Annotated in this window: 15 protein-coding genes; 7 read left to right on the forward strand and 8 right to left on the reverse strand. The window is 69.0% G+C overall.

Annotated elements, in window-relative coordinates; translation table 11 throughout:
* Positions 1–104: 104 nt before the first annotated feature.
* The 3 genes from AC07OZ_RS11415 to AC07OZ_RS11425 are packed head-to-tail and all read right to left on the reverse strand — an operon-like array spanning position 105 to position 2,994.
* On the reverse strand, positions 105–941 hold the full coding sequence (locus AC07OZ_RS11415; protein WP_495467243.1) for a LytR/AlgR family response regulator transcription factor: 837 nt from the start codon (positions 939–941) through the stop codon (positions 105–107).
* 56 nt (positions 942–997) lie between these two features.
* Positions 998–1,453 carry a hypothetical protein gene (locus tag AC07OZ_RS11420; RefSeq protein WP_495467244.1) on the reverse strand — a complete coding sequence of 152 codons (456 nt, stop codon included), beginning with the start codon at positions 1,451–1,453 and terminating at the stop codon, positions 998–1,000.
* Complete coding sequence (locus AC07OZ_RS11425; protein WP_495467245.1) at positions 1,450–2,994, reverse strand: sensor histidine kinase; 1,545 nt, start codon at positions 2,992–2,994, stop codon at positions 1,450–1,452. Before AC07OZ_RS11425 ends, AC07OZ_RS11420 begins: the two co-directional genes overlap by 4 nt.
* 459 nt (positions 2,995–3,453) lie before the next feature.
* On the opposite strand from AC07OZ_RS11425, the gene AC07OZ_RS11430 reads away from it, so the two are divergent.
* Positions 3,454–4,311 carry a hypothetical protein gene (locus AC07OZ_RS11430; protein ID WP_495467246.1) on the forward strand — a complete coding sequence of 286 codons (858 nt, stop codon included), beginning with the start codon at positions 3,454–3,456 and terminating at the stop codon, positions 4,309–4,311.
* 70 nt (positions 4,312–4,381) lie between these two features.
* On the opposite strand, the gene AC07OZ_RS11435 is transcribed toward AC07OZ_RS11430, so the two are convergent.
* The 3 genes from AC07OZ_RS11435 to AC07OZ_RS11445 all read right to left on the reverse strand — a co-directional run bounded on the left by AC07OZ_RS11435 (position 4,382) and on the right by AC07OZ_RS11445 (position 6,305).
* Positions 4,382–4,951, reverse strand: coding sequence for a YceI family protein (locus tag AC07OZ_RS11435; RefSeq protein WP_495467371.1), 570 nt, complete (start codon positions 4,949–4,951; stop codon positions 4,382–4,384).
* 79 nt (positions 4,952–5,030) lie between these two features.
* Positions 5,031–5,585, reverse strand: coding sequence for a YceI family protein (locus AC07OZ_RS11440; protein ID WP_495467372.1), 555 nt, complete (start codon positions 5,583–5,585; stop codon positions 5,031–5,033).
* A 147-nt stretch (positions 5,586–5,732) separates the two neighbouring features.
* Positions 5,733–6,305, reverse strand: a complete 573-nt coding sequence (locus tag AC07OZ_RS11445) for a cytochrome b (RefSeq protein ID WP_495467373.1) — start codon at positions 6,303–6,305, stop codon at positions 5,733–5,735.
* Between the two features lie 322 nt (positions 6,306–6,627).
* Between AC07OZ_RS11445 and AC07OZ_RS11450 the strand changes: the two genes are divergently transcribed.
* From AC07OZ_RS11450 to AC07OZ_RS11465, 4 genes are all read left to right on the forward strand, one after another.
* Positions 6,628–7,206, forward strand: coding sequence for an HD domain-containing protein (locus AC07OZ_RS11450; RefSeq protein ID WP_495467247.1), 579 nt, complete (start codon positions 6,628–6,630; stop codon positions 7,204–7,206).
* Between the two features lie 327 nt (positions 7,207–7,533).
* On the forward strand, positions 7,534–9,333 hold the full coding sequence (locus AC07OZ_RS11455) for an ATP-binding response regulator (protein ID WP_495467248.1): 1,800 nt from the start codon (positions 7,534–7,536) through the stop codon (positions 9,331–9,333).
* 139 nt (positions 9,334–9,472) lie between these two features.
* On the forward strand, positions 9,473–13,444 hold the full coding sequence (locus AC07OZ_RS11460) for an alpha/beta fold hydrolase (RefSeq protein WP_495467249.1): 3,972 nt from the start codon (positions 9,473–9,475) through the stop codon (positions 13,442–13,444).
* The gene (locus AC07OZ_RS11465) at positions 13,441–15,243 is read left to right on the forward strand and encodes an alkaline phosphatase D family protein (protein ID WP_495467250.1); all 1,803 of its coding nucleotides are present in this window, start codon (positions 13,441–13,443) and stop codon (positions 15,241–15,243) included. Before AC07OZ_RS11460 ends, AC07OZ_RS11465 begins: the two co-directional genes overlap by 4 nt.
* 176 nt (positions 15,244–15,419) lie before the next feature.
* On the opposite strand, the gene AC07OZ_RS11470 is transcribed toward AC07OZ_RS11465, so the two are convergent.
* Positions 15,420–16,064 carry a YjaZ family protein gene (locus tag AC07OZ_RS11470; protein ID WP_495467251.1) on the reverse strand — a complete coding sequence of 215 codons (645 nt, stop codon included), beginning with the start codon at positions 16,062–16,064 and terminating at the stop codon, positions 15,420–15,422.
* 213 nt (positions 16,065–16,277) lie between these two features.
* Between AC07OZ_RS11470 and AC07OZ_RS11475 the strand changes: the two genes are divergently transcribed.
* Positions 16,278–17,876 carry a CYTH domain-containing protein gene (locus AC07OZ_RS11475; protein ID WP_495467252.1) on the forward strand — a complete coding sequence of 533 codons (1,599 nt, stop codon included), beginning with the start codon at positions 16,278–16,280 and terminating at the stop codon, positions 17,874–17,876.
* Positions 17,877–17,973: 97 nt separating this feature from the next.
* Positions 17,974–18,489, forward strand: coding sequence for a hypothetical protein (locus AC07OZ_RS11480; RefSeq protein ID WP_495467253.1), 516 nt, complete (start codon positions 17,974–17,976; stop codon positions 18,487–18,489).
* Between the two features lie 35 nt (positions 18,490–18,524).
* On the opposite strand, the gene AC07OZ_RS11485 is transcribed toward AC07OZ_RS11480, so the two are convergent.
* On the reverse strand, positions 18,525–19,259 hold the full coding sequence (locus AC07OZ_RS11485) for a site-2 protease family protein (protein ID WP_495467254.1): 735 nt from the start codon (positions 19,257–19,259) through the stop codon (positions 18,525–18,527).
* Position 19,260: the final 1 nt, after the last annotated feature.

Consider the following 19,260-nt stretch of genomic DNA (forward strand, 5'->3'; position numbering starts at 1 on the left):
CGCTTCGGGCGCTGCGCGTCGTTGCAAATCCTCGCCATGGCGCTGCCATGGCTCCGGTTTGCGCCTAGCTCAGCACCCGAATCGGGGCCGCGTCTAGAGCCGCGTCACATGCCTTTGAAGAGATGCGTGTAGCTGCGGCTGACTTCGAGCTTTTCATCGAGGCCACGCACACCGACCAGCTGCCGGCCGCGGAAGTCGCGGCTGATGCCGTTGATGGCCTTGACGTTGACCAGCGTCGAGCGGTGGATCTGCCAGAACACCTTCGGGTCGAGCTCGTCGACGAGTTCCTTGATCGGCTTGCGGATCAGCGCCTCGACGGTGGGCGTCTGGACGCGGGTGTACTTCTCGTCGCTGATGAAGAACAGCACCTCTTCGACCGGGATCATCTGGATGGTCTGGCCGACCGAGGCCTGGATCCATTGCAGATACTGCGGCGTGCCGCTGGTGTTGTTGACCCGGGCCGAGAGCGAGTGCAGCAGCTGCTGCAGCGTGCCGGTGCTCGGGCCTTCGGGCTCGACCTCGCCGCTGCGCAGCGCCAGGCGCTTCTTGATGCGCTCGACGGTGACCAGCAGGCGCTCCCGCTCCGCGGGCTTGAGCACGTAGTCGCAGACGCCCTGCTCGAAGGCCTCGACCGCGTACTGGTCGTAGGCGGTGATGAAGACGATCTCGGGCAGGGGCCAGTCGTCGTCGTCGGGCAGCTGCGCGATCTGCTTGGCGGCTTCGACGCCGGTCAGTCCCGGCATGCGGATGTCGAGGAAGACCAGGTCGGGCTTGTGCTCCTTGACCAGCTCGACCGCCTCCAGGCCGTTCTTGGCCTCGGCCACGATCTGGAGCTCGGGCCAGACCTCGGCGATGCGGCTGCGCAGCTGCTCGCGCATCAGGCGTTCGTCGTCCGCGAGGATGGCGCGCGGGCCTTGGGGGGTGTCGCTGGTGTCGCTCATGGGAGGCGATGTTAGGTCAGGTGAGAGGCGATCCGGGCGTGGACCCCGGCCCGGACTCAGGCGTGGAGGGACGGTTCGGCCGGCGAGGACGTCATGGCCGGTGCCGACGGGGCCTGCGGCACCCGCGGCGTCTTGCGCGGCTTGTCGCGCACGATCAGCCAGACGACGAGGCCGATGATCAGCAGCGGCGATCCGACCACCGCGCCGACGCTGGCCAGCGCGGCCAGGGCCACCAGCGCGATCGCGCCCAGGATCAGCAGCGGCAGGCCGAGCCCGAGCAGCAGCACCAGCGGAACGACCAGGCACAGCACGACGAGGGCGACGATCAGGCCGATGCCGGCGCCGAAGGCGTCGGCCAGTCCCATGCCGCTGAGGATGACCTCTTCGCCGTCGACGGTGAGGTGAACGCCCGGGACGTCGCCGAGCACGTGGATCAGGCCCCAGCCGAGCAGCAACGAGCCGGCGACGAGGATGAATCCGAGGACGAGGAAGGTCTTGAACAGCGTTTTCATGCGTGTGCTCCTTGCGTTCCTGGCGTGCCTTGTTCGGGCGCGTGGTGGGCGGACGTCCGGTAGGGGACGGTGATGATCACGACAGTGCCGGACGGCTGGTTCTCGGCGACGGTGACGCTGGCGGCCTTGCCGTAGAGCAGCGAGAGGCGCTCGCGGATGTTGGCCAGCCCGACGCCGGTGCCCGAGGTCGCGGCGCGGCCGAAGCCCAGGCCGGTGTCGGCGACGGTGACCTGCAGCTTGCCGTGGACGATCTCGGCCTTCAGCAGCAAGCTGCCGCCTTCGGCCTTGGGCTCGAGACCGTGCTTGATGGCGTTCTCGACCAGGCTCTGGATCATCATGGGCGGGAACTCGGCGGACAGCAGGCCGTCGGGCACCTCGATGCGGGACACCAGGCGCTCTTCCATGCGGACCTGGAGGATCTCGAGGTAGGGCCGGATGACGGCCATCTCGCGGCCCAGGTCGCGCACGCCGCCGTTGGCGTTGGCTTCGCGCATCGTCGGCATCGAGGCCCGCAGCAGCGCGATCAGGTTCTTCTGCATCTGCGAGGCGCGCGGCGGATCGGTCTCGATCAGGTGATCGATGGAGGCCAGCGTGTTGAACAGGAAGTGGGGCTCGACCTGCGCCTGCATCGCGGCCATGCGGGCCTCGACGACCTGGCGGCGCAGAGATTCGGCCTCGGCGGTCTCGGTGGCCTTGGCCGCCTTCACTTCGGCCTGCAGACGACCCTTGTAGGTGGCCTTCAGCAGCGCCGAGGCCAGCACCACCAGGACGGCGAGCTTGTCGAGGAAGTCGCCCAGGTGCACCGTGCGGTACCGGGTCTTGCGCGAGGTCTCGCGCTGGACCTGTTCGAGTTCGTCGCGCGCTTCCTCGGCATCGGCCTTGGCCTGGCGGGCTTCTTCGGCGGCGTCCTCCAGGGCGCGCTTGGCTTCAGCGGCCGCGGACTTCACCGCCTCGCGGATGGCGTCTCGCTGCTTTTCGTTCGGGATGCGGATGTCAACGGAGGGCAGGGTCGGATCGACGGCCCCTTCGGCGTCGGCCGCGGAGGCGGCGCTGGCGGCGGCGGCGACCGGATGGCGCGGCACGATGCGCACGCCGCGGCTGTCGATCTGGACTTCGTAGCGCAGGCCTTCGCCCTCGACCGCGTCGGAGGCGCCGTGCCCGGCCTGGGACCCGGCGTTGGCGGAGTCGGCGGGCTGCGTGGCCTTCTCCACCTTCTTCTGCGCCTCGGCCACCTTCTTCTCCACGTCGGCCGCGCGCTCCTTCTCGCGGCGTTCGCGATCGGCGTCGCGATCGCGGCGCAGGTCCTTGGGCGGATGGATGGTTTCGGTCGTCTCGACCGGCAGTTGCCAGCTGAAGGAGAAGGGCGGGAGGGTCTGGAGGATGTTGGCGCCGATGATCAGCATCACCGCCAGCAGCGTGAAGCGCTTCCAGGTGATGGAGACCAGCCAGTTGCCGTAGGCGTGGAAGACCTGCTCGGCAGTCTTCATGAAGCTCTGCCAGCGCTGGCGCGGGGTGGGGGAGGCGGGAGTCGGCGCGTTCATGGGAGGACCTGTCGTATGGCTCGCACTTTACGCAAGACCCCGGCGCCCCCGGGGCGGTGGGCGACGCGCCGTGCGGACGGCGGGATGGACTGCACCGATCGGCGACAGGCCGGAGGCCAATGGGGCGTTGAGACGTGGCCCAGCCGGCGCCTTGTCGGCCCTTTGAAGGCGGGTACCCCGAATTGGTCAAATCGCCTGCGTGAAGTCGTTCACGGCTGACGTCCGGGCGACCGTATGCGATGGACGATAGGCGTCTTCGGCTGGTGCGGCGCGGCGTTCTGCGACTCAGAAAGCTCAACGCCACCCGAAGGTGGCGTCTTGCTCTACTGCTGCTGCGGGCATCACCGGCTTTGGAACCTGCCAAGAGGTGCGGGAGTGGGATCCGCAGTGCCTACGGGGCGGGAGATTAGCGAGTTGAACTTGACGAGTCAAACCCTTCCACGAGCGGAAGCGCCGCAATTGACGATCTCGCAGTTCGCGTCGGAGTCGACGGCAACCGGGGTACTCAAATGCTTGTCCGCTGCCCGGATGACACCGTACAGCGCGGCGTTTGCGCCGGCATCGGATACAGCAACATTGGGCTGCTATCAGTGGGCGCAGGCGCTGAGTGCGAGCATCCATCCGTTCGTTGGACTGGTCGAGGTTGTGCTGCGGAATGCGATTCATCGCTCCCTCTCGATGCAGGTGTCGGCGCAGTCCAGTGCATCTTTTGCCTGGTACGACCGGGCAGTGCCCGGCGCGATCTTGCTGAAGGGGAAATCCTTCGAGCGGATCGAATCTTTGCTGTCCGAAGGCAACCCGCCCATGCGCAAGCAACCGCAGCCGTCACCCGACGCGGTCGTGGCGTGCCTGTCCTTCGGGTTCTGGCCGAATCTGCTGGAAGGCTTGTCGAATCGACACGCGCCCAGGACGTTCACAGAAGTCTTCCCGCATCATCCGCACTCGAAGCCACCGTATTGGAGCCGGGACGTCAACAGGCAACCCGTGCTGCTTCAAGTGAAGCGTCTTCAGCAATTGAGGAACCGGGTCTGCCACTTCGAACCCATCTGGAAGGCGCACTGGTTTGCGAGTGGTCATCAGCGCAGCCGCCACTGGAGCCATGCGGTGGCTGCATTCCGGCAGTTTCATGAGGAACTGCAGCAGTTGCTTGCATGGTGTTCGCCGGAGTCTGCTGCCGCCTATCGAGCGTCTTTCGGTTGGGACTGGTTCAACAAGCTTTGCACGACGCACGCGGTGACGGCATTCATGGCAGACCACGCGAACAGCGGGCGGTTGATATCCATGGCTGCTGGCATCCCCGTGTCGGCCGCCGTGTAACAGTTCCACAAACGCAAAAGGCCCGCTTTCGCGGGCCTTCCGGCATTGGTGTGAAGTATTCCCGGGGGGATTACTGCTTCACCGCCTCGACCTGGACGATGACCTTGATGTCCTTCGAGAAGCCGTACTGGATGCCGTAGTCGACGCCGAAGGCGGTGCGGTCGAAGGTGGTCTCGAAGTCGCCGCCGCAGACTTCGCGCTTGAGCATCGGGTTCTCGTAGCAGTTGAAGTTGGTGGCCGTCAGGGTCACCGGCGCGGTCTTGCCCTTCAGCGTCAGCTGGCCGGCCACCGAGGCGACCTTGTCACCCGAGAAGGTGAACTTGTCGCCGACGAACTTGGCCGTCGGGTTGTTGGCCACGTCGAAGAAATCCTTGCTCTTCAGGTGGGTGTCGAACTGCGACGAACCGGTGCTGATGCCGTTCATGTCGAAGGTGATCTCGACCTTGCCCGACTTGCCGGCCTTGTCGAACTGCACGTTGCCTTCCTTCTTCTCGAAGCGGCCGCGGTTGGTCGAGGTGCCGAAATGCTTGATCTCGAACGTGGCGTAGGTGTGCGTCGGGTCGATCGCGTAGGTCGCGGTCTCGGCTTGCGCCAGGCCGGCGACGGCGATCAGGGAGGCGAGCAGCAGGGCTTTCTTCATCATGGTGGTGGGTCCTATCGAACAGTGGGTGGAAAAGGAACCGGGCGAGGGACCCGGACCGGTTGGAAAGAATCGGGGTTTACAACGGCGCCATGCCGGTGATGGCCAGCTTGAACTTCACCTGCACGTCGTTGGCGACGATGGAGGTGTCCTTCCATTCGCCTTCGCCGATGTTGAAGTCCAGCCGCTTGATCGCGAACGCGCCGGTCGCCGTCGTCGTGCCGCCGGCCTGCGCCAGCGCGACCGGGACGACCACGTCCTTGACCTGGCCCTTGATGGTCAGCTTGCCGGTGGCCTCGAACTTGCCGCCGCCCAGCGCCTTGAGCGCGGTGCTCTGGAAGGTGGCCGTCGGGACCTTCTTGACGTTGAACCACTCGGGCTTGACCAGCTCCGCGTCGGTCGCGGCATCGCCCAGCGTGGCGCTGCCCAGCTCGATCGACAGGGTCACCTTGCCGGCCGCGGCGTTCTTCGGATCGAAGGCCAGTTGGGCATCGAATTTCTTGAAGTGACCGTCCACCGGCACGCCCATCTGGCGGAAGGTGAAGGCGATGTCGCTCTGCGCCGGCACCAGCTTCGGCGCGGCCGTGGCCGGCGCCGCGGCAACGGGAGCCGCCGCGGGCTTGGTCTGTGCCATCGCCGGCGCGGCCAGGAGGAAGGCGGCGCTCAGCACCGACAGCGCGGTGATCGAGAGATGGGTGGCCATGCGTGCGGTCATGAGGTCCTCTGCAAGTCGGTGGTCTTGGGGGTCAGGTGTTGTCTGGATGGTCCGGTGCCGGGCCGCTCAGGCGCGGCCGGGGAGCATGCGCCGCAGCAGGCCGTCCTTGTCGAGGACGACATGCTTGACCACGGCGCCGAGGTGGGCAAGCACCAGCAGGCCCAGCCCGTAGGCGAAGAACTGGTGGACCTGCTTCAGCGATTCGGCGAGTTCCTTGTCCTTGCCGACGAAGTCCGGCAGCGGCAGCACGCCGAACCACACGATCGGGAAGCCGGCCGCCGAGCTGTAGGCCCAGCCGCTCAGCGGCACCGCGAAGAAGGCCGCGTACAGCAGCCAGTGCACCGCATGCGCGCCCAGCTTCTGCCAGGCCGGCATCGGCAGGTCCGCCGGCGGGCGATTGGTCAGGCGCCACAGCAGGCGCAGCGCCGACAGCGCCAGGATCGTCACGCCGGCCCACTTGTGCCAGTTGAAGAGCTTCAGCCGCGTCAGCGAGAAGGGCAGGTCGGCCATGTACCAGCCCACCGAGAAGGTACCGATGATCGCGATCGCCAGCACCCAGTGGAACAGCATCGCGAGGCCGTCGTAGCGGGTCTTGCCCGCGGGCGCCGCTGCGACCGATGCCGCCGCGACCGGAGGCATCGGCGTCGCCGCAGACGTCACCGCCACGGCAGGCGCCACGGCGTCTGCCGTCTCGGCGGGCAGCGTGGGCTGCTGGTCGGGATCGTTGTTCTGGTTGTCGAGGGCTGTCATGTCGGGCTCGCGTCCTTGGGAAGACCTGGGGCGTCGGGTGGTCCGGAATGGAATGCAGTGTCCGCGTGTGCCGTACATCGTCGGTTCACCGGAACTGAGGCCACTGTTCATCCAATTTGAATGGGAGCCCCGGCCATGCTTCACAGATCCGTCATCGGCGGGGTCGAGACTGGCGCCCGCTCCGCCCTTGGAGCGATGGCTAGGAGTTGCCATGGACCTGATCGCCAAGATCGAGGCGGTGTTTCACCGTCGCGGACACCTGCAGTACGGTGACGAGCGCCGGGAACCCGTCACCGCGCTGGAGCACGCGCTCCAATGCGCCCAACTCGCCGAGTGGGCCCACGCGGAGCATAGCCTTGTAGTCGCCGCGCTGCTGCATGACATCGGGCAGCTGATGGACGGTGGCCCAGCGTCCCCTCTGCGGGACGACGAGCACGAATTGACCGCGCTGCCGCTGCTGCGCGCGGGGGGACTGGGCCCGGCCGTGGTCGAGCCGATCCGCCTGCACGTCGCGGCCAAGCGTTACCTGGTCAGCACGGATCCGGCGTACGGGCCGGGACTGTCGGACGCCTCGCGCCACAGCCTCGCGCTGCAGGGCGGGCCGATGAATGCGGAGGAACGGCTGCTCTTCATGGCCCATCCGCAGGCGAGCGCCTCGCTGCAGCTGCGCCGCTGGGACGACCTGGCCAAGCGGCCTGGCATGCGCACGCCGCCGCTCGGTTACTACCTGGTGCTGCTCGAGGAGTTGCTGCGCGACGCGCACCTCCCGGAACGGATCCGCCTCGCCTGAGCCGCGGCCCGCATAGGCGCATTCCAGATGAGCACATGCGGAATGGATCGATGTAAAAGAGTGTCTCCCTCTTGAGGGGGATATCGGACCCCCGGGTGGCTTTGCATACTGGGTACCGATCGCGCACTGCCTGGACCTCAGTGTCGTGATCAAGGGGAGGAGTGCTATGCCGACCTACCAAAGCCCGCAAGGGTGGCGGTGGTCGGCATAGTTTTATCTGCGCGGCACGTTTCCGGCACGGCGATATATATTGCCGGCCCAGAACAAGCCTTACACAACCCATGCATTTCCATTCGCGGCAGTGGCCAGGCGCTGTCTGTTCCGGTCATGGCGGGTGAGCGCAGCCCCGAGCAGGCGAGCGTCGAGCTCGAACTGCTGCGTCTGATCGGCAAGCAGGGCCGCCGCGTCCCGTACCCGGTGAGCATCGCCGCGCTGATGATGGCGGTGATGGCGGCCAGCGTGATGTCGCCCTGGCTGGCCTACGGATGGCTGGCCGCCGTGTATGCGGTGCTGGCGGCGCGCTGGGCCGTGCTGGGCCGCCTGCCGGAGATGGACCGCCCGCTCGAGCAGCGCATGGACTGGGCCGTGTGGCTGAGCCTGGCCAACGGGCTGGTCTTCAGCGCCTCGCTGATCGCCGCCCCCCACCTGAGCGATTTCCAGCGCATGGTGCAGACCATCGTGCTGCTGGGCCTGTGCGCGGGCGCGGTCGCGACGACGGCCGGGCACCGCGTGGTCTTCCAGGTCTTCCTCTGGCCGGTGACGCTCGCCACGGCGCTGTCGTGGGGGCTGTTCCACGAGCCCGGCGCGGAGCACCGCTGGCTGGACTGGGTGCTGTCGGCGCTGATCGTCTTCTTCGGCCTGATCCTGACCGGCCTGGCGCGCGACACCTACCGCGTCTTCGCCGAATCCGTCCTGATCCGCCTGCAGCAGAACAAGAGCAACCAGCAGCTGCGTCAGGCGCTGTCGCAGGCGGAGTCGGCGATGGCGGCGAAGACGCGCTTCCTCGCCTCCGCGAGCCACGACCTGCGCCAGCCGATGCACACGCTGTCGCTGTTCGGCGCGGCGCTGGACAAGCGGCCGCTGGACAACGAGGGCCGTCTCATCGTCACGCAGATGAACCTGGCCTTGCACTCGCTGTCCTCGCAGATGGACGCGCTGCTGGACATCTCCAAGCTCGACGCCAACGTGGTGCCGGTCAACAACCAGGTCTTCGCCCTGCAGCCCTGGCTGGGCCGGCTGCAGCGGGAGTTCCAGCCCGCCGCGCTGCGCAAGCACCTGCTGCTGCGCCTGGACTGCCCGCCGGAGGCCTGTGTCGAGAGCGACCCCGTGCTGCTGGAGCGCGTGGTGCGCAACCTGATCGACAACGCGCTCAAGTACACGGCGCGCGGCGAGGTGGCGATCGAGGTCAACCGCGGCCAGGACCAGGAGGTCTGGCGGCTGTCCGTGCGCGACACCGGCATGGGCATCCCGGAACACGAGCAGCAGCGGATCTTCGACGAGTTCTACCAGGTCGGGAATCCGGAGCGCGACCGCGCCAAGGGCCTGGGGCTGGGCCTGTCGATCGTGACGCGGCTGGTGGACCTGCTGGACCTGCACCTGGCGCTGCGCTCGACCCCGGGGCACGGCTCGAGCTTCATGCTGAACGTGACCGCCGCCGACATCGCGCTGGTGCGGCCCGGCTCCGCGCCGACGCAAGGGCCGGCGCTGCCGCCGATGCGCGTGCTGGTGATCGACGACGAGGAGCCGGTGCGCGTCGCCATGCACGCGCTGCTGACGGCGCACGGCTGCCAGGTGCTGCTGGCCGGCAGCACGCGCGAGGGCCTGCTCAAGAGCATGGGCCAGCAGCCGGACCTGCTGCTGACCGACTTCCGGCTGCGCGGCGGCGAGGACGGCATCAGCGCCGTGCGCTCGCTGCGAAGCGCGTTCCCGGGACTGCCCGCGCTGATCGTGAGCGGCGACACTGCGCCGGAGCGCTTGCGCGAGGCCCACGAGGCGGGCCTCATGCTGCTGCACAAACCGGTCACCGAGGAGCTGCTCATCAACGCGATGCAGGCGGCGCTCGCCGAATATCGCAGGGAGGGTGCCGATGTCTCGACCGTTCGAGGAGGCGCCGAGAGTCCCCTCTGAGGCCCCGTCCGGCGTTTCGTCCCACGCGCGGTCTGGAACGCCGTCCGACGCGACGTCCCGCGTGACGTCGGAGGGCACGGACACGCAGCGGCAGAGGCCTTCGGGCACGCGCTGGCTGTCACGGCCGCTCGAGGATTGGATGGCCGAGCGGCTGACCGTCCCGGAGCCGGGCCCAGCAGCCGTGGACGTGTTGATCGTCGGCAGCGGTTATGGCGGCGCGGCGGCGGCGCATGCGCTCGCGGGGCGGCGCGACGAGGCGGGCCGACGGCTGAACGTGGTCGTCCTCGAGCGTGGCCGCGAGTACCTGCCAGGTGCCTTCCCCAGCCGCTTCGCCGATCTGCCCGGCCACGTGCGGCTCGCACGTCCCGGCGCGGACGCGCCGATGGGGCGCCGCGAAGGGCTCTTCGACCTGCGCCTGGGCCCGGACGTCTGCGTCGCGCTGGCCAACGGCCTGGGCGGCGGCTCGCTGATCAATGCGGGGGTGATGGAGCGGCCTGATCCGTCGGTGTTCCGCGAGCCCGGCTGGCCGCAGGCCTTCCTGGACGAGGACATGACGCCCTGGTTCGACCGCGCGGAACGCTTGCTCGGTGTCCGCGATGCCGAGGGCGACAACACGATCGAGCGGCTGCGCGCGAACGCCGGTTTCAAGCCGCGCCGGCTCGATGCGCTGAAGGCGCTCGATCCGGCACACGCGCGCGCGGCGCGGATCCAGGTCGCGATGGACGCGCGCCCGCGCGGTGCGGCCGGCTGGGCGTACCAGCCCTGCATCGCCTGCGGGGACTGCGCGACGGGCTGCAACCACGAGGCCAAGCAGTCGCTCGACACGGGCCTGCTGCTGCAGGCCTGGCGTCACGGCGCGGAACTGGTCTGCGGCGCCAGCGTCGAGGCTGTGGCGGCCGTGCCCGGCGTCGGCTGGCGCGTCACGCTGCAGCACACCGACGAGCTGCTGCAGCAGCGGCAGGGCGAGCCGTTCGAGGTCCTCGCCCGCCGGGTGATCCTCGCCGCCGGCACCCTGGGGTCGACGGAGATCCTGATGCGCTCGCGGGACCGCGGGCTGGCGCTGTCGCGGATGCTGGGGCAGTCGTTCTCCGCCAACGGCGATGTGATCGCGGTCGGCGATGGATGGCCGCGGGCGGTCCACGCGGTCGCCGACGAGGATCAGCCGCCTGCGGCGCGGCAGGTCGGGCCGACGATCACCGGCGTCTGGGAGGCGGGACCGGATCACGTCATCGAGGACCTGGCCATCCCCGGCGCGCTACGGCCGATCTTCGAGGAAGGCTTTGCGCTGGCGGCAACGCTGGACGCGCTGGCGCATGCGAACCCCGGCCCGCACGAGGAGCGTGCCGACTTCGATGACCCCTTCGCGGTCCGCCCCTCCGCGACGGAACGGCAACTGGCGCTGGCCATCGTGGGCCGGGACAGCGGCACCGGCCGGCTGGTTCGCAGGGAGGGTTTCGAGGAGCCGGGTGGACTGCAGGTCGACTGGCCGGGTCTGCGCGACGAACCCGCGATCGCACGACGTCACGAGGCGCTGGAGCGCCGCCTCCGCGCCCAGGGCGCGCGGCTGCTGCGCAATCCGCTCTGGCAGTTGCTGCCGCCGGAGATGGCCTTCCTGACGAACGACGCCCGCGGGCCGATGGCCAGCGTGCATCCGCTCGGCGGTTGCGCGATGGGAGACCGGGGCAGCGACGGCGTCGTCGACGCGATCGGGCGGGTGTTCTCGGACGACGGCGAGGCGGTGCACGACGGGCTCGTCGTGCTGGACGGCGCGATCGTGCCGAGCTCGCTCGGGATCAATCCGGCGTTGACGATCAGCGCGCTCGCGCAACGGGCGCTCGACCAGTTGACCGTCCTCTGGCAACTGGGTGCGCCGTCGCCGGTGATCTTGCGACGGGAGCCTGAGCGTCCCGTCTTCCGCCAGCCCGCCGCCGCCGCCGCGACCGCGGCGACTGCGGCGACCGCCGACCCGGACGCTGCGGCGGCGACTGCCACCGTGATCGAGGTGCGCGAACGACTCGGCGGCTTCGTGCGCTGGTCCGGCGCGCCGGGCTCGCCGGTGAAGTACGTGGAGCTCTGCGTCGTCTTCCGTCCGAAGGCGCTGGGGGAGTTGTTGAGACCTGGCCCCGAGCGGCGCCTGATCGTGGCACCGGGCAGCCGGTTGCGCGTCTTCGAGGCCCGCGAGCGACGGCCCGGATGCTTCGAGATCGTCGGCCCGAAGCCGGGCGACGGCCGGCTCTGGGCCCACGAGGAACGCGGCGATGACCATGCGCTGTTCACCGCGCCGTTGGCGGAAGGGGCGCTGACCCTGTTCCAGCGCGAGGCGTCGGGATCGCTGCGGCGACACGCGCGCGGCCTGTGGGCGTGGGCCATCAACCGTGGCGTGCGGGATTCCTGGCAGGGCCTGATCGACTGGGCGGGACGCCGCTCGCCGCCCAAGGCACCGGGCGCGGCGCGCGCGGGATTGCGCGCGCGCGCCGTCAACGCCTGGCACCTCGCCGGCCACGCGGGGGAGGCACGGGTGATGCGCTACCACGTGCGCATCGACCCGGCCGCGGACCTGCCCGACTGGGCCGCCGCCTTGCGCGACCAGCCGTTGAAGGGCAGCAAGCGCATCAGCTACACCCGGCGCGGCAATCCCTGGGCGCAACTGAGCCGCATGACGCTGACGCCGATCGCCGGCATGACGCCGCCGCCGGGCGCGCGGGACATCGTCCTCACGCTGGACATGCACCACCTCGCCCGAGAGCGCGTGCCGCTGCTGCGCATCCGGCAGGCTCGCGACATCCCCTCCGCGGCGCGCGACGTCGGCGCGCTGATGGCCTACATCGCGCGGATGACGATCGGGCTGCATGCCTGGAGCTTCCGCAAGCCCGACGAGGCGCCGCCACGGCGCATCTCGCGCCTGCCGGGCACGGTGCCCGGACTGCCGGACCCGGTGGTGATCGAGATGGCCGCGGGCCGCTGGGGCGATGCAGGCGCGCAGCGCCAGGACCTCGACCGCACGGTCCGCGAAGACGACGACCGGCCGGTGCTGATCCGCCTCACGCGTTACGCGCGCCCGGGCGGCGACCCCGTGCTGATGATCCACGGCTACAGCGCCAGCGGCACCACCTTCGCGCATCACTCGGTGCGGCCCGGTCCGGCCAAGCTGTTGTGGGACGCCGGCTACGACGTCTGGCTGCTGGACCTGCGCACCAGCGCCGGACTGCCGACGGCGACGCTGCCCTGGACCTTCGAGGAGGCCGCATTCAACGACATCCCGCTGGCGGTGGATCGCGTGCTGCGGGAAACCGGTCGCGAGCAACTGCATGTCTTCGCGCATTGCATGGGATCGGTGATGCTGCACATGGCGTTGCTGGAGCCGCGCCAGCAGTCCTGGGAACGCTGCTTCGCACTGCGCGCGGCCTTGAAGGACCGGATCTCGAAGCTGGTGATCTCGCAGGTCACGCCGTTGATGGTGATGTCGCCGACCAACAGCCTGCGCGGCGTGCTGATGCAGTACCTGCGGCCCTATCTGCCGCTGGGCGGCTATGTGTTCCGGCCGGAGGGCACGCCGACGCTGTTCGATCACCTGCTCGACCGGCTGCTCGCCAGCCTGCCGTATCCGGACGCGGAGTTCGATCTGGAGAACCCGCCGCCGTGGCCACCGTGGCGGATGCGGCGCACGCCGTGGACCGCGACGCGGCACCGCATGGACCTGCTGTACGGCCGCGACTTCGCGATCGGCAACGTCGATCGCGCCGTGTTCGATTTCATCGACGACCACTTCGGGCCGTTGAACATGGACACGGTCGCGCAGGCGATCCACTTCGCGCGCTGCCACGAGATCACCGACTGGCAGGGCGCGAGCGTCTACCTCGACAGCCTGGCGAAGAGCCTGGCGCTGCTGAAGGCGTTCCCGGTCCTGTCGCTGCATGGCGAGGACAACGGGCTGTGCAGCGCCGACAGCGCCGAGCTGCTGAAGGACTACTACGACCAGGCCGCGCCGGGCCGTTATCGATACCGGGTGATCGCGGGGCACGGCCATCAGGACTGCCTGATCGGACGGCATGTCGCGACGCAGGTGTTCCCGCATGTGCTGGCCTTCCTGGCCGAGGAGCCGCAACCATGAGCGGCGTCCTGCGCGCGGCCCGGCGGGGCACGGCGGCCAGCGCGCTGCTGATCGGCGCGGAAGCGCCGGGGCATCGCGTCGAGCGCGCGCCGCCGGAGACGGGCCGCGTGCCGCTGCTCACGGCGCTGCGGCCGGAGCGCGGCTGGCCGCACTGGTTGCTGTGGGTGCCGATGCGGTGGCGCGGCGGTTGGGACTACGAGCCGTTGCCGCTGCCCTGGCGGATCGAACCCTTCGTGCCGCCAGGCGTGGGGCAGCCGGGTGCGCCCTGGCGGACCTCGCAGGCCGTGGAGGCGTTTCCACCAACGGCTCGGCCGTCGTCCGAAGGCAGAGGCGAGGCGGCCGGCGATGCGTCGTCCGACGCCGATGGTGGCGACGAGCGGGAAATCGACATCCCCGGTCTCCTGCTGGTGGCGCTGTACCTGGAGCCGCGCGCGCTCGCCATGGAAGGCGCGCATCGCGGCGTGATGCATGAGCTCGGCGACGAGGAGTTGCGCGCCCAGGTCGACGGCGCGCTCGATCAGTTCTTCGATCTGCCGCCGCATCGATGGGCGCATGGTTTCGTGCCGTCGCCGGAGGCGTCCGACGTGGCCGCTGATGCCGCGATCGACGTCGAGGCTCCAGGGGAAAAGGACGACGAGAGCGACGACAGTGACGCGAAGGACGGCGAGGGCTTGTGTTTCGCGCTTGCCGCGTGCCAGTACCCGCCGGGGCTGCTCGATGCGAGCCCCGGCTGGGAGCTCGACGCGTCGCAGGCAGGGCCGGGTCTTGCGTCGCTGGCGCGCTTGCATCGATTCACGCGATCGACGGCGAGGGGACGGGATTGCTCGCTGGTCCTGTTCGCCGGCGATCAGATCTATGCGGATGCGAGCGGCGGATTGGCCGATTCGCGCAGCGGCATCGAGCGCTACGCGCGGGGCTACGGCGAGTTCAAGGCCGGTCCGGTGCGGCTGCTGCCGCCGACGGTGGCGCGCGTCGTGCACGCGATCGACGATCACGAGATCGTCGACAACTGGGAACCGAGCCCCGGAGCCAGCCATGGCGGCAACGGTCCATGGTTCGACGTTGCGCGCCAGGCGGCTTGGCATCACCGATGGGAAGCCGGCGCGCGCATCGGTGGTCCGGACCTGCTGTGGCACGCGTTCGACTGGCGCGGCGCGACGTTCTTCATCGCCGACGCGCGCTGCGAGCGTGAGGCACGCCGCGTCGCGAACTGGTCGAGCGCGCGGCTGTGGTCGACCACGCAACGCGACGCCTTCGGCGAGTGGCTGTCGCGCGGCGCAGCGCGGCCGAAGTTCGTGCTGAGCGGCTCGTTGCCGCTGCCGCGACGTCGCACGACGGTGGAGCACGCGGCGAGTTGCCTGCGTTCCGATGCGTGGGACGGTTATCCGCACAGCCTGCATGAACTGCTGGGCGCGGTGTGGTCGAACCGCGCGTCAGGCCTGGTGTTCCTCTCGGGCGACGAGCACCGCTCGGGCTGGGTGAGCGCGGAGATCTCCGCCGTCGACGGCGACGACCGCGCGCCGGTGCGGATCCATTCGGTGCACAGCTCCGCGCTCTACGCCCCCTGGCCGTTCGCGATCACGGCGTCCGAGGAGCTGGCCGCGCCCGATGCGTTCGAATTCGACGGACCGGAGGGCCGACGCCTGCGATGCGTGGTCAGCGCGTGGTCAGATCATCCGGGCGACGGTTTCGCGGTGCTCCGAGTTCGAGGTGGCGATGTCGAACTCTGGTTTGACCGAGCCGGTCAAATTTCGGACTTGCCGGATGGGGTGTTGTCATCTGGAAATCTTGACGTGTGATCTGGCGCGCACCTAGACTCACACCCTCAAGATCTACCCTTCTGCAGAGTGAAAGAGGTAGCGCCGCCCGAGTGATCGGGTCCCAGCTGGAATGGGAGTTCGCGGAAACGCGATAGAGAGCTTTGCGTGCGACGGCCACCCTCGGGTGGCCGTCAGTTTTTGTACCGCTTGAAGCCTCATCCCTTCAGACGTTGGCGGGTGCAGGCCGCTTTCAGCAATGTTGAAAAACTGACCCTTCGACCCTTGATCAGCCGTGGCTCCAGGGCCTCCTTCAGATAGGCCGATTGGACCTTCAGTAGCAAGCGACGCTTGCGCTTAGGGTCACGGCTGACTTCGAAGAACATCACGTAGTGTTGGCAAGGCTCGTTGGCGCCGGGTTCGATCAACTCGGTCGTGATGAAGTTCTGTGGCAAGTCGCGAGCGAAGCGGATCAAGCGCTTCGGCAACTCGTGAATGAGTCCAGGCAAGTACTTCAACGACAGTGCATGGCGTTGCTCGCAGAGCACGCGGATGTCCTGTCCGTCGTTGAAGAGTTCTGCTGGCGGAATCGTCTTCATGGGCCTGCCGTCCCATTTCAGGGATCGCGTGAAGCAATGGCTCGAGAAGTGGACAACCACGACGATGTCGAAGCCAAGACCTGGATCGATGAGGAACGCAAACGGATCCAGATGACTCATTTCCCACGGCTGACCGCAACGCGCGACGACGCGGCGTCGAAAGCTTGGCGCGATGGCTTCCAAATGTTGGTCGATGGGGATCTTGGTAATGACCGGGTGTGCTGAAGCGATGCCGCGATGGCTCTCCGGGACAGGGATGCGCATGACAGGAAGACCCTCGGAATTGAGAGGGCAGTCATGTTTCCGAGTTGGTTCCCTTCACGCCTTGCGCCCCGTCAACAAAGCCGCTGGTCAAGCAGAACTTGCGTGGTCCGTCGCGAGGCAGCGACCATTGATGGGTAAGGCTGTAGCGCCTGCTGACTGAGTCATGCCGGCCGCTGCCCGATGTCTGTCAACCCTCGCATGCGACACTGCCTGATGACCGAAATCGAACTGCGTTTCCAGATCCCCGAATCGCAATGGCCGGCCGTGCGCCGCTGGGTCGCGGGGACGGGCAAGTCCGTCGCGACGGAAGAGCGTCTGCAGGCCTCGTACTTCGATACGCCGGAGCGCGACCTCGCGCACGCCGGCTTCGCCTTGCGGCTGCGGCGCGAGGGCGAGGTCTGGGTGCAGACGCTCAAGGGCGCCGCGCCCGACGGCATGACCCGCCTCGAACACAACGTGCCACTTGGTGCGGACACTCCCCAGCTCGACGTTGCGCGGCATGCCGACCATCCCGCCGGGCAGGCGCTGCAGGCCTTGCTCGCCACGCTGCCGGAAGGCGCGCTGCAGGCGCTGTTCCGCACCGACATCACGCGCCTCACGCGCCCGCTGCGCACGCCGCACGGGACCGTCGAACTCGCGCTCGATCACGGCGCGCTGCTCGCGGGTGAGGGGGATTCCCTGCGCAGCACGCCGGTCGCCGAACTCGAGATCGAGCTGAAGAGCGGCGAGGCCCGGGCCGTGCTGGAAACGGCGCGCTCATGGGCCATCGAGCGCTTCGGGCTGTCGCTGGAACTGCGCACGAAGGCGCTGCGCGGCGACCTGCTCGCGCGCCACCTCGACTGCGCGCCGGTCGCGGCTTCCCACGCGATCCACTGGACCGGCGACATGAGCCGCGACGACGCGCTCCACGTGCTGCTGCGCGAGTGCCTGGAGCCGGTCATCGGCAACGCGTCGCAGATCGCGAGCGGTCGCCATCTGCCCGAACACCTGCATCAGATGCGCGTCGGATTGCGCCGCCTGCGCGCCGGCTTGCGGCTGCTCGCGGCGGACGACGACGTCGCGCTGCACGCGCTCGCTGAAGGCGCCGGACAACTGTCGCGACGGCTCACCGCCGCGCGCGACGCGGATGCACAGGCCGAAGCCGGCTGGCGCGTCACGATGCTCGCCGCCTGGCGCGCCGAGCGCCCGTCCGCGGCCTCCGAGGTGTCGCCAGCACCGCCCATCGATGTCGCCGGCCTGCTGCTCGCGCCCGAGATCCAGGGCTGGATGCTCGCGGTCATCGGCTGGCTCGCGCGTCCCGCGCCGGACCATGCGCCCGAGGAGGAGCAAGGCCTGGCCCTCGTCCACACGCACCTCGCGCAGTGGCGCGCCGCGACGGACAAGCAGGTCAGGCGCTTCGACCGGCTCGATGTCGAGGGACGGCATCACCTGCGACGCCGTCTCCGGCGCCTGCGCCTGGCGATGGAACTGAGCTTCGCGGTCCCTGGCGGCGCCGACGGCGGCAAGCTGTCCAAGAAGGAGATCGAGGGCCGGGCGCGGCAACTCGCTCGTGTTCACGAGGCCGCGCAGCGGCTCGGCGCGCTGAACGATCTCGAAATCGGCCTGTCCCAGGCGCGTGAGCAACTCGCGCTGGCGATGGCGCGAAGCGATGTCCCGGCGGCGGCCCGGGCCGGCTTCTCGCTGGGTTGGCTGAGACCCCGCCAGAAACAGGCGCTGGAGAAGGCGGCCAAGGCCGTGAAGGCCGTGAAGCTCATGGGCGCCAGCGAGGCCTCGAAGCGCGCCAAGCCGTCGAAGCGCCGCAGGCCAGACTGAAGCGCTTTGGTTGACTGACTTCACTGAGGAACGCACCCACAGCCTCATGCCGAGGCCATGGGATGCACCCCCTCATTTCAGTCACTGCGAGGCCCCCATGCCGTTGTTCCATCCTCTGCCGTTCACCGAACTTCCCCCTCGCCCCGGCGGCGACGTCCCGGATCGCGCCCGGATTCCCGGGCTGCTGGCGCTCGCGGTCGACCCGGACCGGCTCTGCGCCGCGCAGGCGCTCGCCGCGCGCAGATTGCTGGATCCCGAGGGCGCCCCGTATCCCGCCGACGGGTGCGCGATGACGCTGTCGGTGCTGATGCGGACGGCGGGCTTCGACGTGCCCGAGCTCTGCTGGGCCATCGACGTGCCGGCGACGCTGCTGGCGCGCGGCTGGATCGAGGTGCCTCCCGGCAGCCAGCGCGGCGGAGACATCGGCAGCACCTGCCGCGAGGAGAGGCACCACGGCGAGGACCACGTCTTCCTGGTGGTGCGTTGCCTCAATGCGGACGAGATGATCGTCGTCGACAACCAGGCGGCCTACCCGCACTTCCGCTGGGCGAGCGGGCAGGGCGGCAAGACGCCGACCGCGATGTTCTACCGGGCCCCCGGCGCGCCGGACTGAACGCCGCGCCGCAACGCCCCGGGGCCGCGCCGCCGTCAGGCGTCGCCGCCGAGATGCCGCGCCGCGCCCAGCATCTCGTGGACGTCGTGCGTCATCACCGCGAGGAAGGCCGCCAGGCCGATGTAATACGCGGCGTACTCCCACTTCACGCGGGTGGGGACGGCGTAGTAGGTCTTCGCCTCCTCGCTGTCGGAGCGGTACTTCCATGCCTTCATCAACTGCGGCGCGGCCAGCAGCGCGATCAGCAGCAGCATCGGGCTGGGCCGGTAGAGGAACAGCCCGACCAGCACCGGCACGCCCGCGAACCAGATCCGCGGCGACAGCACTGCCGTGATCCGGCCGCCGTCGAACGGCGACATCGGGATCAGGTTGAACAGGTTCAGGAAGAAGCCCGCGTACGACACCGCCAGCAGCCAGTCCAGGTTCCAGCTGCGCGCCAGCAGATAGCAGACGGTCGCGCCGACGGTGCCCAGCAGCGGACCGCCCAGGCCGACGTAGGCCTCGGTCTGCGCGTCGTGCGGCATCTCCTTGAGCTCGATCCACGCGCCGACGAAGGGGATGAAGGTCGGCAGGCCGACGCTCAGGCCCTTCTGGCGCGCGGCGAGGTAGTGGCCCATCTCGTGCACGAACAACAGCGCGATGAACCCCACCGCGTAGCGCCAGCCGTAGATCCAGGCGTACAGCAGCACCGACAGCAGCATCGTGCCCCCGCTGAACAGCAGCTTGCTCAGCTTGACGCCCGAGAACAGCAGGAACAGGAGCTTGGTCATC

The sequence above is a fragment of the Roseateles sp. GW821-FHT09G03 genome (assembly GCF_059416045.1).